This window comes from Bacillus sp. FSL R5-0820, from assembly GCF_038593385.1.
GTDB lineage: Bacteria > Bacillota > Bacilli > Bacillales > Bacillaceae > Bacillus > Bacillus altitudinis.
Genome location: NZ_CP151991.1, coordinates 3,254,791 through 3,268,409, shown reverse-complemented (window position 1 = coordinate 3,268,409; position 13,619 = coordinate 3,254,791). Strand labels below are relative to the sequence as shown.

The 13,619-nt window shown below is 43.1% G+C and carries 12 protein-coding genes; 5 read left to right on the top strand and 7 right to left on the bottom strand.

All coding sequences use genetic code 11. The features are described 5' to 3' along the window. Positions 1-249: 249 nt before the first annotated feature. Together NST15_RS16870 and NST15_RS16865 are read left to right on the top strand one after the other, a co-directional pair. The gene (locus tag NST15_RS16870; RefSeq protein ID WP_029575441.1) at positions 250-1,110 is read left to right on the top strand and encodes a Cof-type HAD-IIB family hydrolase; all 861 of its coding nucleotides are present in this window, start codon (positions 250-252) and stop codon (positions 1,108-1,110) included. Positions 1,111-1,263: 153 nt separating this feature from the next. Continuing rightward, positions 1,264-2,052, top strand: coding sequence for an STAS domain-containing protein (locus NST15_RS16865; RefSeq protein ID WP_019743575.1), 789 nt, complete (start codon positions 1,264-1,266; stop codon positions 2,050-2,052). Positions 2,053-2,125: 73 nt separating this feature from the next. Here NST15_RS16865 and NST15_RS16860 read toward each other — a convergent pair whose 3' ends face one another. Then, positions 2,126-4,903: a DEAD/DEAH box helicase gene (locus NST15_RS16860; protein ID WP_008343293.1), complete on the bottom strand. Its 2,778-nt coding sequence runs from the start codon at positions 4,901-4,903 to the stop codon at positions 2,126-2,128. Next, positions 4,890-6,497 carry an SWIM zinc finger family protein gene (locus tag NST15_RS16855; protein ID WP_008343292.1) on the bottom strand — a complete coding sequence of 536 codons (1,608 nt, stop codon included), beginning with the start codon at positions 6,495-6,497 and terminating at the stop codon, positions 4,890-4,892. Before NST15_RS16855 ends, NST15_RS16860 begins: the two co-directional genes overlap by 14 nt. A gap of 186 nt (positions 6,498-6,683) precedes the next feature. Here NST15_RS16855 and NST15_RS16850 point away from each other — a divergent pair, with 186 nt between their 5' ends. Together NST15_RS16850 and NST15_RS16845 are read left to right on the top strand one after the other, a co-directional pair. After that, positions 6,684-6,827 carry a hypothetical protein gene (locus NST15_RS16850; RefSeq protein WP_003214884.1) on the top strand — a complete coding sequence of 48 codons (144 nt, stop codon included), beginning with the start codon at positions 6,684-6,686 and terminating at the stop codon, positions 6,825-6,827. Positions 6,828-6,941: 114 nt separating this feature from the next. Beyond that, positions 6,942-8,261 (top strand): UDP-glucose/GDP-mannose dehydrogenase family protein, encoded by a 1,320-nt coding sequence (locus tag NST15_RS16845; RefSeq protein WP_255234111.1) that lies wholly within the window; start codon positions 6,942-6,944, stop codon positions 8,259-8,261. Positions 8,262-8,301: 40 nt separating this feature from the next. Here the strand turns inward: NST15_RS16845 and NST15_RS16840 are convergent, their stop codons facing one another. From NST15_RS16840 to alsS, 5 genes are all read right to left on the bottom strand, one after another. Then, positions 8,302-8,835, bottom strand: coding sequence for a chromate transporter (locus NST15_RS16840; RefSeq protein ID WP_007497548.1), 534 nt, complete (start codon positions 8,833-8,835; stop codon positions 8,302-8,304). Further along, positions 8,835-9,395 (bottom strand): chromate transporter, encoded by a 561-nt coding sequence (locus NST15_RS16835; RefSeq protein ID WP_041091499.1) that lies wholly within the window; start codon positions 9,393-9,395, stop codon positions 8,835-8,837. Before NST15_RS16835 ends, NST15_RS16840 begins: the two co-directional genes overlap by 1 nt. 37 nt (positions 9,396-9,432) lie before the next feature. Then, positions 9,433-9,909 carry an Lrp/AsnC family transcriptional regulator gene (locus tag NST15_RS16830; RefSeq protein WP_017360010.1) on the bottom strand — a complete coding sequence of 159 codons (477 nt, stop codon included), beginning with the start codon at positions 9,907-9,909 and terminating at the stop codon, positions 9,433-9,435. A 153-nt stretch (positions 9,910-10,062) separates the two neighbouring features. After that, positions 10,063-10,815: an acetolactate decarboxylase gene (gene budA, locus NST15_RS16825; RefSeq protein WP_024718720.1), complete on the bottom strand. Its 753-nt coding sequence runs from the start codon at positions 10,813-10,815 to the stop codon at positions 10,063-10,065. A 53-nt stretch (positions 10,816-10,868) separates the two neighbouring features. Further along, positions 10,869-12,569 carry an acetolactate synthase AlsS gene (gene alsS / locus NST15_RS16820; protein ID WP_017368183.1) on the bottom strand — a complete coding sequence of 567 codons (1,701 nt, stop codon included), beginning with the start codon at positions 12,567-12,569 and terminating at the stop codon, positions 10,869-10,871. A 150-nt stretch (positions 12,570-12,719) separates the two neighbouring features. On the opposite strand from alsS, the gene alsR reads away from it, so the two are divergent. Further along, positions 12,720-13,607, top strand: a complete 888-nt coding sequence (gene alsR, locus NST15_RS16815) for an acetoin biosynthesis transcriptional regulator AlsR (RefSeq protein ID WP_008343276.1) — start codon at positions 12,720-12,722, stop codon at positions 13,605-13,607. Positions 13,608-13,619: the final 12 nt, after the last annotated feature.

Sequence of the window (13,619 nt, the reverse complement as noted above, 5' to 3'; positions counted from 1 at the left end):
GATAGACTTTGCCTTGTACACATATTCACTGCGTAATAGTAGAACCAAGGTTTATTTGTATCAGTCATGTGTCCCCTGTGAATCCCCTTATGCGTATCCGGTCATGTAGAGTGACCGGGTACTCTTATATTCATTGATAAGCCGATCATCCCTTGCAAATAGTGGATACTCATTTCATAATGATGATGGATTTGATAAACGGAAGGTCAACTGAAAATGAAGGCAAAAAAGGAGAGACCGATGACAAACATTCAATTAATCGCAACGGATTTAGACGGAACTTTATTGAACAGTGAGCACAAAGTGAGTCAGGAAAACGAGCAGGCGTTAAAGGAAGCAGCAGCGAGCGGGATTGAGGTTGTCGTTTCAACAGGCAGAGCGTATTTTGATGTGAAATCTATTTTTGATCAGCTTGGGATGAATACGTGGGTCATTAGTGCAAATGGAGCTGTGATTCATGATCCAGAAGGTCAAGTATATCATTCGGCTGTTCTAGAAGAAGAAAAAGCAAAACACATCTTATCATGGCTTGAAGAGCGTGATTATTACTATGAAGTGTTTACGAATGAAGCCATTTACACACCAAACCGCGGCAGGGAGCTTCTGGCGATAGAAATGGACCGCTTAAAGAGTGCAAATCCAGAAACGGATCAGCGTGTTCTTGAGCAAGCGGCTGAAGTTCAATACAGCCAGTCAGGTTTTGCTTATATTGATACATATCAAGAATTGTTTCGTGAGGATCAGAATCTTTCGTTTTATAACATCTTAGGTTTCTCATTTTTTCAAGACAGATTGAAAGCCGGATGGGAGGCGTTTGGACATGATTCTGAATTAACATTGGTTAGTTCGGCTGATCATAACTTTGAAATTGGAGCAAAGGAAGCGTCGAAAGGGCAGGCGTTAACCAGGCTGGCAGAAAAGCTCGGTATTCCATTAAGCCGAACAGCGGCTGTAGGAGACAGTTTAAATGATGAATCGATGATTCGGGCAGCTGGGGTTGGAATTGCAATGGGGAATGCGAGAAAGGATATAAAAGAATTAGCTGATCACGTCACGTTAACAAATGATGAACATGGTGTGGCACATATGATTCAACATCTTTTGAAATAATTGAATCGTATGTATTTGTATAAATGACATAGGGTGAAGCGCATTCTACAAAAGAGGAATTCAGAACTACTTCTATTTACACCTGCTATGGAACATCATATAATTTAATTATGAATATAACCCGCTTGTAAGGAAGTTAAGGAGAGTAAACGAATGGCGCTGGAATCTTATAAGTCCGACAATCTGCATTTAATCAAGGAAGCCTTAGACTATACTCAGGTTGGCCTGACGGTGACGGACCCGTCTTTACCTGATAATCCTTTAATATATGTGAACAAGGGCTTTTTAGATATGACAGGCTATCAAGAAACCGAAGTATTAGGAAAGAACTGTCGTTTCCTTCAAGGAGATGAAACTGAACAGATTGCTCTCAAACAAATTAGGACAGCCATTGAAAACAAAGAGGCTGTCACTGTTCAGTTGAAAAACTATAAAAAATCTGGTCAAATGTTTTGGAACGAGTTAAGTGTGGCGCCTCTATGGATTGATGAAAATGAAGGGAAACGCCTTTATTTCGTTGGTCTGCAAAAGGATGTTACGAAAGAGAAGGAACAGCAAGAGCTTCTTGAGCAATCCATTGATGAAGTATTGAATATTTCTGTCCCGATTGTTCCGGTGAAGGATGGTATTTCTGTCCTGCCCATCATAGGTACGTTAACAGCGCCAAGATTTGATAAAATCATCTCAACGGTTTCCACTTATATCTCTCAATCCAAAGACGATTACTTCATTGTGGATCTGTCTGGTTTATTAGAGGTGGATTCATTTGTGGCGGATGCGATCTTTAAGCTAAATGATTTGATTTTAATGACTGGCACTGAACTTATCGTGACAGGTATTAAACCAAATCTTGCGATGAAAATGGGAGAAATGAGAGAGGACTTCCGTGAGTTGAACACGTATATGAATGTGAAATCTGCATTGAAAAAGCTGCAAATTTAAGCATTCCTTTAGATGAGATTAAAAAAAGAGGACTTTTCATCACGCCCTGAGAAAAGTCCTCTTTTTGCTGTCATTACGATGATTGAGCGGCTGCACTTAACGTGAATAAATCTTCTAGTTCGTTCGTTGACAGCTCTGTAATCCAGCTTTCACTTTGGATAATTTGATCATTTAACGTTTGTTTTGTTTCTAGCATTTGATCAATTTTTTCCTCTATCGTGCCGGTTGTGATCATCTTATGGACGTGAACAAACCGCTTTTGCCCGATGCGGTAAGCACGGTCTGTTGCTTGGTTTTCTACAGCAGGATTCCACCATCTATCGTAGTGAATGACATGATTGGCGGCGGTTAAGTTTAGTCCGGTTCCTCCTGCTTTTAAAGAAAGAATTAAGATGTTGAACTCTTTTTTCTGGAAGCGTTCCACCATTTTGTCCCGATCATGTTTTGATAAGCTCCCATTTAAAAATTGAACTGGTTCTCCAAACATCTTTTCGGCCAGCTGTTTGATCATGTTGCCCATTTCAATATACTGCGTAAAAATGAGACAGCTTTCTCCTTGTTCATGTATGGCTTTTAACAGCTCTGCTAATTTATCCATTTTTAATGAACGTTTCAACAATTTCACATCTGTTCCGCTCTCTTTTAAATAAAGAGCAGGGTGATCGCAAATTTGTTTGAGTCTGCCAAGCATACTTAAAATGATGGCTTTCCGCTGCATCCCTGTTAATGAGGCCATATGTTCGAATGTATCTTTGACCAGCTGTTCATATAAAGATGCCTGCTCTGCGGATAACGGGATGAATTCTTTTTCTTCTAGTTTCTCTGGCAGATTGAGTGCGACTTCTTCATCTTGTTTTGTTCGTCTTAATAAGAATGGCTTGATCAGCTGCTGCAGCTGTTGGATTCTTTTTTCTTCACGGTCTTTTTCAATCGGAAGGACGAACTTTTTATGAAAACTGGTCAGGCTGCCGAGATATCCTTTGTTCACGAAGTCGAAAATAGACCAAAGCTCTGTCAAACGGTTCTCCATCGGTGTCCCGCTGAGGGCAATGTGGTGCTGTCCTTTTAATTGCCTAATGGCTCTCGATTGTTTCGTATGGGCATTTTTAATGTTCTGGGCTTCGTCTAAGCAAATGGTATTCCATTTGGCTGCTGTTAATTCATCACGGTCAGAATGTGAGAGACCATACGAAGTGAGGACGATATCTGTTGACTCGTATGCTTTTGTAAAGTTCTCACCTTGTGGACGTGACGGTCCATAATGCAGAGCGACATTTAAATGTGGTGCGAATGTTTCAAGCTCTCTTTGCCAGTTCCCTAATACGGAAGTCGGTGCAATGATGAGAGATGGAGCGGCGTCTTGTTGATGCTCCTTCAAATAGGTGAAATAAGCGATCATTTGAATCGTTTTTCCAAGACCCATATCATCTGCTAAACAAGCCCCGAATCCATGAGACCTTAAGAACAGAAGCCAGTTGACACCGTGCTGCTGATACGGGCGCAGTGTGCCCTTAAAGGACTCACTCATCTCGTAGGATGGCAGCTCTTGTGTATCATTTAACTGATGAACAAGCCCTCGTAATTGAGACGAAAGTTCAAATTGAATATGGGCAAAGGCCGAACTGTCTAGTAGCTCAGGAATCGACTCAGAAGAGGCCTCTTGGTCTGCGAGTTCACGCGACAAAATATCCGACATATGAAGTCCTTCGTTCTCAGCGCGCTCCATCCATTTCTTCATTTGCTGGATAAAGGTCGGATCGATTTTAATCCATTGTCCACGAATGTTGACAAGACGACGTTTACTTTGAACAAGCTCGTTGAACTCATCTTCTGTCAACTCAATACCGTTTGTGGCAAAGCGCCAATTAAAGTCCATAAGGGCATCCATTCCAACGTGCGATTCGCCTCGTGGTGTGGAGGAAATCCGTGCTTTTAGCATCATGGTGCTTTCTTTGACGATCTGCCACCATGATGGGAGCAGGATCTCAATCCCCATGTTCACAAGTGTTTCACTCGCTTCAGATAGGAAGAGCCACGCTTCTTCTTCTGACATGAGGGTGGTACCAGATGTGAATGAGAGCCAAGGGACAATCTGACCGAACCGCTCCAGCTCTCTGGTGATTTTTTCTTGAAACGGACGCCATGATTTTTTTAAAGAACGGATGCCTTCAAAGAAATGCAGATCACTGTTTTTCTTATCACGCAAAAACAATTCAATTTTCCAATCATCCCCGTCGAAATCAGGCTCATTTAAACGCAAGCCGACAGTGAAAGGCGTCTCATCATCAATCCAGCCGATCGTTTCCAAGAAATCCTGTTCATCTAAAAAATGTCCTTGGAAGGAGGAAAGAGCAGGCGATTGTGCAGTCATTCGGTTCCATTTGTGCTGCAGGGCATCATCATACTGAATGTAATCCTGTACGGCAAAGGAGAACCAATCAGCTGTGTAGCCATCTAACAGACCTTCTTTGTCTTTAAAGCGAAGCATGCCTTGTGTCCATGCCTCGAAATCTGGGACAAAATCTTCATCCTCGATGAATTCGTAAATGGTTGAGGCTGTTTTCATAAGCGGCTCTGTTTCATCCGTTAACGTCACATGGCTGAAAGTATTGAATGAATTTTTCCCTAGCAATTCAACGGTCATCCAAGGACTTAACAGGAAGGCAGGTGTGCCAATAAAGCTCACATCTTCTAAGAATGTTCCGTAAAAAGATGATTCGTGCCATTGGAAAAGCTGCCTCTTCATTTCATTTAGCGGTACAGGCTGTCCGTCCTCTGCTTGCGCTGAAATGGTGAAAGAGAAATCTTCGGTTTGTTCTGCATGAATGACAATTTGTTTATGGCGTGTCATCAATTAATTTTCCTTTCTTCATTTCCTCTTGGAACGCACGCAGCCGTTTTGTTGAATCTTGCAGCTGCTGTACATATCTTTCCCACACCGCGTTTTTTTTCGTTTTATGATAAAGCGTACGCAGTTTTTTGAGCATTTTCACAGATTCCCGGTAAGCACTTCGATTCTTTTGATCGAGAAGCAGTGAGATTTCCCGGTGGTACGAAGGAATGAGTGCTTCAGGCTCTTCCTTTGCAATCTGTTTGATCAGTTCTTTCTCCAATTCACTGATGGAGAAACCAACGAGGCTGTGTATTTCAATCCATTCTGCATAGCGTTCTTGTGCATATAAGAGCTGACTATATTCAGTAAAGGCATAAGGCATACAGATTTGGAGATAGCGTTCATACAAGAAATGATCTTTCGTCTGTTTAAAGTACGCGTCTAAATAAAAGAAGAAATCGCTGACGGCTCCACGCAGTTCTCTATAAGATAGGTCAAGCTGGCAATATTCTTCTAATACATATGTGATCTCTTGATACCAAAGTTTGAGACGCTTCCAGTCCTTGCGGTTTGTGAGATCCTTTAGCCAATTGAGCACATTTGGCAGCATATCTGCATTGAGCAATTTTAATTGCTGGAAGAGTCTTTCGTCTTCTTTTAGCAAATAATCCATATGCATCAGCCCAATGGTGCGCTCAACCGTTTGCTCCTGCTGTTGGGCGCTCTTGAGTAGTTCTGTTTCTTTTTTGACCCATTTCCCTCTATTTAATATAGTTCCCCACATTTCCATAAAGACCGCAACTCGTTCATGCTGGAAAGGTCCGCTGATTTGAAGAAGTGTCCGAACGGCAGTTGGTGTGTTTTCAAGAAACGGATCGAGGGAAAAGGAAAGGGCGTATGTCCTCAAATGATCCACTGAATCAAAAATGGTGTTCATGAGCTGTTCTACATATGGATTCATCGAATAAAAGTCTTTTTCGGCATCAAGACGGCCGAGATCGATTAGCTCATGGAGCCTTAACCACACATCGATGGACGTATGAATCGCATATAAACTCTTGAATTCAGGTGAAGTGGGTGCGTGTTTTTTCAGGATCGATAAATAGCCGTAATACAAATGCTGTGGTGTTTGCTGGTGCTTCGGTGTCCGTTTCAGCCAGAGGTGAAATTCCTCCTGGAAAAAATTCAGCCAGCTCTGAAGTGATTGTTCATCTGGGCGCTTCACTTGGAAGTGCTGACGAATGAGTTCTTTGCTGCGCTGTAATTCATCCTTCTCTGACCAATTTTCTGTAAAGCCGGTCACACTCTCTACTTGAGCGTATAGCGAAAAGAAGACAGCGAGGATATGTTTACATAGTCCATCAGCTGGACATGAGCAGCTGCTTCTCACTGGAAACAGCACATGAAGGTGGACTCTTGCTGCCACGACATCATGTACATAAGCTGACCATTCGGTATCAGACTCTTGCTTGAGCCGATATACGCTGTCCTGTCTATAAGTAATCAATGCTTTTTTGATGAGTTGCTTGTTTTCATCTGTTGCAGGAAGAAGTTCTTTGATCTGTTCGGCTGTTTGTTTGATTTCTTCTTCGTTGATGTTGTGCTGAAGCATTTGATCCGCTCCTAACCAAGTAAAAGATTCCAATTCTTTTATTATAGCTCAATGGTGATTTATAAAAAAGTTTTTCATGAAAATGGTCATAAATTTCAAAAGCTGTCGAATGATGTATTAGAGTATTGCATAAACCAACCATACAGCATATAATAATGAAATTAGTGGAATCGAAAGGATACAGACATGGATAATAAGGGTTTAAATCAAGAAGAGTTTTTAAAGATTTTGATGTACGCTCATGATATTGGTGAAAATTCAAATGATGTCACAACAAAAGAAATGCTTGAAAATTTGATTGCTCATATTCGAAATGGCCTTGTTTCATAAAAGTAGCCCCCTGCTCTCTCAGCAGGGGGTTTTTGTATGCTTTTATGAATGGAACGAAAATCCCCGGCATACGATGACATTACAAGCATAAGGAGTATGGGGAGCTGATGTGACATGAAGGTTGCGATTGCAGGCTGTGGGTATGTAGGGCTTGTCACAGGTGTGTGTTTAGCAGAGGCGGGTCACGACGTGACATGTATGGATATTGACCGGCGGAAGGTCATGCAGCTGAAGCAAGGGAATCCTCCGATGTACGAGCCGGGATTAAAAGAACTGCTCAAACGGAATATGGAGCAAGGACGCATTCGTTTTCATATTGATGGAGCGTCAGCCTATTCGCAGGCTGACGTGTTAATGATTGCTGTCGGTACCCCGCAACAGGCAGACGGTCAAGCTGATTTGCAGTATGTCTTTCAAGCGGCAAAGGAGATGGGCTTACAAGCAAAGCCAGGCGCAGTGCTTGTCGTGAAAAGTACAGTGCCTGTCGGAACGGGCGATCAAATTGATCATTTGATTCATCACGTGTTAGGTCGTAAGGAGCCATTATCTATCGCATCTAATCCAGAATTTTTACGAGAAGGGTCTGCTATCTCAGATACGCTGCGAGCGGATCGGCTGGTGATTGGAGCCGAAACAAAGAACGGATTAGATCAGCTAGAGTCTATGTATGCGGATTTCCACATTCCATTCGTGAGAACAGATCGGAAAAGCGCAGAGATGATCAAATACGCATCAAATGCATTTCTTGCCACAAAAATCAGCTTTATGAATGAAATTGCTTCGATTTGTGGAAAAACGGGAGCTGATGTTGAGAGAGTTGCAGAGGGGATGGGACTCGATCAGCGGATTGGTGCTTCGTTTCTTAGGGCAGGCATTGGTTACGGAGGTTCCTGTTTTCCGAAGGATACAAATGCCCTTGTTCAAATTGCAGGGCATGTGTTCCATGATTTTGAGCTATTGAAGGCTGTCATCAAAGTCAACAATGAGCAGCGGGCAACTTATATTCGAAGTGTGAAGGAGCGGATGGGAGAAAACTTGAAAGGGAAGAGAATGGCCCTTCTTGGCCTTTCATTTAAGCCGAATACTGATGACATGAGAGAGGCGCCGTCGATCCCAATCGCTCATCAGCTCCATCAATTAGGAGCGGAGATCGTGGCCTATGATCCTGCTGCCGCTCGCAATGCGGCTCAAGAACTGCCTGATCAAGTCTTTTTTGCTAAAACGATTGAAGAGGCGATAAAGGATGCTGATGCTGTCTGTATACTAACAGAGTGGGCGGATATTCAGTCCTTTCCACTTTCAGCTTATAAAGATTTCATGAGGCAGCCGATCATTTTTGATGGTCGGAATTGTCATACGCTTGAAGCGGCAGAAGCAGCTGGTGTCGAGTATCATTCTATTGGGCGCAGGCCTGTTTCTCCTATTTATATGTAATGAGAAAAACCGATAACTTCACGTGTTATCGGTTTTTGCGTTAATGCGGAAGAATGAATCCGCCATATAAAAATGCAGCCACTATTAGAAAAGCAGGGTGCAATTTGAATTTGGTCATAAAGAAAAATGAAATGGCGGCAATGGCAAGTGATTGCGTCCAGCCAATGGCTTTCACGGCATCTCCGCCAATTTCCCATGTTAATAAAAGCATCATCATCGCAATGACAGGCTGTACAGATAGAGTCATGCCTTTGACGACAGAAGATTGGCGAAAACGATCAATGAGTTTTAGCAATAAAATCAATCCAATAGCAGACGGCAGGACCGTCGCAAGCAGTGCAACGATAAAGCCTGGCCATCCCATGACATCATAGCCTACATAAGCCGCAATTTTCGTAGCGATTGGACCTGGAAGTGCGTTGGCTAATGCGAGCATATTGGAGAACCCTTCGTTTGTCATCCAATGAAAATGATTGACGATTTCTTCATAATTGAGTGGAATGGAGGCAGGTCCTCCACCATACCCTAACAGATTGGATAAGAAGAATGCCCAGAATAAAAAGAGAATCAGCATCACGAAGACACTCCTTTCTCTTTATTTGTTCGATTCCAGCGATCTTTCAGTCTAAAATGAAAGGCACCATAACATAAAAAGATGATGACAATGATTCCTGGATGAATCGAGAGTACTTGAAGACCGACAAATGCCAAAAGGAATAGGGCGATTCCGAAGATCATGCCGAAGCCCTTCAACGCTTTTTGTCCAAATTCATATGCCATCATTCCTAACAGAACGGCAATCACTGGTGTCACAGCACCGATCATATTTTGAATGATGACTGAAGAGCTTAAGACGCTGACAAGTGTAACAAGTGCCACCATAGCGAGACATGTCGGTAAAATATGTGCAGCTGTTGCAACAATGGCGCCAGATACACCTTTTAATCGATAGCCGAGGTATGCCGACATTTTCGTAGCAATTGGTCCAGGTAATGCGTTGGCGATGGCGAGTGTTTCTCCAAATTCGTCATCATTGATCCATTTGTATTTGACGACCGCTTCATGGCGAATGAGCGGGATCACAGAAGGTCCTCCGCCAAATCCCAGAATACCGGTTCGCACCATGGCGATCATGAGTTCAAGATATGATTGCAAGTGGTTCAACTCCTATCTACAATTTCATGCCCATTCGGCTTTTGTATCGTTTAATGAGCATTTGACAGTCAACACTGACGACGCCTTCAAGCGGGTACAGCTTCTTTGTCAGGAACGTCTCCATTTCCTGTTCATTTTGAAAAATGCCATGCATATGCAGCTTGCTTGGTCCTGTCATATGATAAAGGCTTGTGACGGCTGTTTCCTGCTCAAGCTGAAGGGCGACTGTTTCTAAACATTTCGGCTCAACCTCTACGTTAAAAAAGACAGAGACATGAATGCCGATCTTTGCTGGATTAATGACAGCGGTGAATCGTTCAATGACACCTGCTTCAATGAGCTGCTGAATACGGGCTTGTACAGCAACACGGGAAAGGCCGACTTGTTTCCCTAGATCTGTATAGGACATACGCCCGTCCTCGTGTAATAAGGAAAGAATTTGTTTATCTCTTTCATCTAATGTTAAGTTTGGAATGCGATATTCATGTGCCACCGTATAACCACCTTTCTTCTGTTGATATTCTATCATATTTTATTACGAATAGAATGCCTGATTTTTAATTGAATAACGAAATGAAATAATAAAGGAATATAAAGCATCTTTTTGCATAAAAAAACACCCCGGCATCACCGGGGTGTGTTCATTTTATTTTTCTGGGCTGCTTTCCGCACTGGCAATTTGTTGTGCAAGGTCAGCACGATCAATGTCTGCTTGGAAGAACTCCTGCGTATTTGGAAGGTGTAAATTCATGTGACGTTTTTGGGAAATTCGGATGGTCACTTGATCCACAGTGTAATCAAATACGTGCCCGCCGACACTGCGATCATCATCAATAAAGTGGAGATGATATCCGCTTACCGCAATGCCATGTGCGTACTGCGGTGTTCGGAATCCTGCGATTGTCCCGCGAATATTTTCGAAATCGAAAATAGGCTGTGACTTAACTGCTTCTACCATCGGAACGTAAGGTTTTTCCTGTTTTTCAACCGTACGGGTTTGAACCTTTTTGAATGACCCATCGATGCGGATCGCATAAAAGACATTTTTGCTCGGTAAGATTCGGTCGATTTCTTCCTCTAGCTCTTTGGACGTCATCGGTGCATCAATTCGATGAACGATGTCCGTTTCAAAGAATGCTAGAGAGCAGAATGGTGAATAATCTTGATCGGTTACTGGTGTGGCTGTTCCATCAGAGCGCAGTCGATAAAAAGCGCCATCAAAGCCGATTAGTTCCCCATCTAATTGATTGAATGTGCCAATGCCAAAATCACCGTGCTCGGGAATATGTGATAGGGAGAAATCTCCATCGTATACGGCTTCCAGCAAGGAGGTCATGGTTGATACTTGATAGACCTCTTGCTTTTTGTCCTGCGGTATTGTGTTGTTTTGTTGATTCATTGGGTGCATCATACCCATATCCGCTCACTCCTTTAAAGTAATGTATCGAAGTCTTATCTGACGTTCGTTGTGTGTTTTTCACGAAAGACTTCTGGCCATTTTTGACTGGCGAGGTCTGGGTTGTCTTGATAGTCTATCGGAATATCAATAATAACGGGTCCTTCTATGTTTATACCCTTTTGAAGGACAGTTGAAAGCTCTTCAGGTGAGTTGACACGTAATCCAGTTGCTCCAAAGCTTTCTGCATATTTCACTAAGTCGATCTGACCGAACTCAACACAAGACGTACGGTCATACTTCATTTCCTGCTGGAATGCCACCATATCGTATGTGCTGTCGTTCCAAACGAGATGAACGAGATTTGTTTTCATGCGCACGGCTGTTTCTAATTCCATGGCGGAGAAGAGAAAACCGCCATCACCTGAGACTGAAATGATCTTTTCATCTGGATTCAATATGGAGGCTGCAATTGCCCATGGTAAAGCCACGCCAAGTGTTTGCATTCCGTTACTCACTAGGAACGTGTTCGGTTCATAAACACGGAAGTGGCGAGACATCCAAATGGCGTGAGATCCGATATCACATGTCACTTTCGTGTCATCTGGGATGATACGTCTCAACGTATGAATGACATCCAGCGGGTGTGATAAATGACTTTCTCTTTCTGGTGCTTTTTCGATATCACTTAACAGCTCTTGTAATTCTGTGACGAGATCTACGTTCTTTTTGCATAATGAAAGTGGAACGCTGTCGTGGGCTAGATGTTGCACCGTTTCAGATATATTGCCCACAAGCTCAAGCGTCGGTTCATAGAAATGGTCAATATCTGCCTGCATGTCATCCACATGGATGATGTGACGCTGCTGCGGTTTCAAATTCCAATGCTTCGGATCGTATTCGATTGGATCAAAGCCAATAGTTAAAATCACATCCGCTTTCTCAATGAGAAGGTCCCCTGGCTGATTACGGAATAAGCCGATTCTGCCCACATATTGAGGCTCAAGCTCTCTTGAGAGAACGCCGGCTCCTTGGTACGTTTCGACAAATGGGATACCAAGTGTTTTTAATAATGTTCTTGTCGCATTTGCCGCAGCTGGACGGCTAGCTTTCATTCCCACAATTGCAACAGGTAAGTGCGCATTTTGAATTTTGGCGATGGCCGAACTGATGAGAGCATCCGGTGCAGGACCTAGTTCTGGAGAAGGGTGAGCAGACACTGGTGTTTGTGTGGTGTGTTCGGTCACGACATCTTGTGGAAAGCTGATAAATGCTGCTCCAGCTTGACCTCTTTGTGCCGCGCGAAAAGCATTTGTTAATGCTTCTGGTATATTGTTTACGTCTTGTACTTCAACGCTATATTTTGTCACTGGTTTGAATAATGCCGCATTGTCGAGTGATTGATGTGTTCGTTTGAGCCGATCTGCACGGATGACGTTTCCAGCGATTGCAACAACAGGGTCACCTTCTGTATTGGCTGTTAATAGACCTGTCGCTAAATTGGATGCGCCAGGACCTGATGTGACGAGACAAACGCCTGGTTTGCCAGTTAAACGACCGACAGCTGCTGCCATGAATGCCGCATTTTGTTCGTGTCTGCATAGCACAAGCTCTGGACCTCTGTCTTTTAATACATCAAATACTGCATCAATTTTTGCACCTGGAATCGCAAAAACATGGGTCACACCTTGGGCAATGAGCGTATCGACAATCAACTCTGCTCCTCGTTTTGTTAGGGGTTGTGTTTGAGAATTCATTTACCCCGCACTCCTTTCGGCAAGTAAAATTTTTTATGAAAATATATTTTCATGATATGATTTACTATACATTTCACAAAATAAATTTTCCAATATATGTTTAACGTAGTTTTAATATGTTTCACGAATAAGTGTTTGAGGAGTGAAAGGATGGAACTGAGACATTTGCAGTATTTTGTCACAGTCGCGGAGGAGCTGCATTTCGGCAGAGCGGCCGCACGATTGAACATGACACAGCCTCCACTTAGTCAGCAAATTAAGCAGTTTGAGGAAGAATTGGGATTTCCTTTGTTTCACCGGTCTAAACGGGTGGTGGAGTTAACAGCTGCTGGAAAGGTTTTTTTACATGAGGTCCGGGGGGTGCTGCATCAGCTTGATAAAGCCGTTGATCATGCCCGGCATACGGCAAGAGGGGAGCTTGGGAAGATTATCATCGGTTTCGTTGGTACAGCGACATATGATATTCTGCCGCCAGTTGTCCGTGAATTCAGAGAGCTGTACCCCTCTGTCAGTATTGAGCTGCAACAGCTCTCTGTCCCGCAGCAACTTGAGGCGCTTTTGAATGGTGAGATTGATATTGGTTTTTTGCATCCTACATCACCGCAAGAAGAATTGGTCAGTCGTTTAATGAAGCAAAGTGAATGTATTTTTGCGATTCCGAAAAACCATCCGCTGGCGGAAAAAGAAGCGGTCACGATTGAAGATATTCGTGATGAGCCGATTATTTCTTTATCAAAGGAATCATGGCCGTCCCTTTATCAGCATTTTGTCCTACTTTGTGAAAAGTACGGATTTTCACCCAATATCGTGCAGGAAGCAGCAGAATATCAAATGGTCATTGGTCTTGTCACAGCGGGAATCGGAATTGCTATCATTCCAACATCGGCCCGGCGTTTATTTAATTTAGATGTGGTGTATCGGTCAATTGAAGGTGAGCAGCTACTCGCGGAATGGACCATTTCTTATAGACGAGAAAATCATAATCCGGCATTGTTTCATCTTGTCCATCATATTCTCCATCGTGCTGAGCCGGAATAAGGGAAGAGAGAA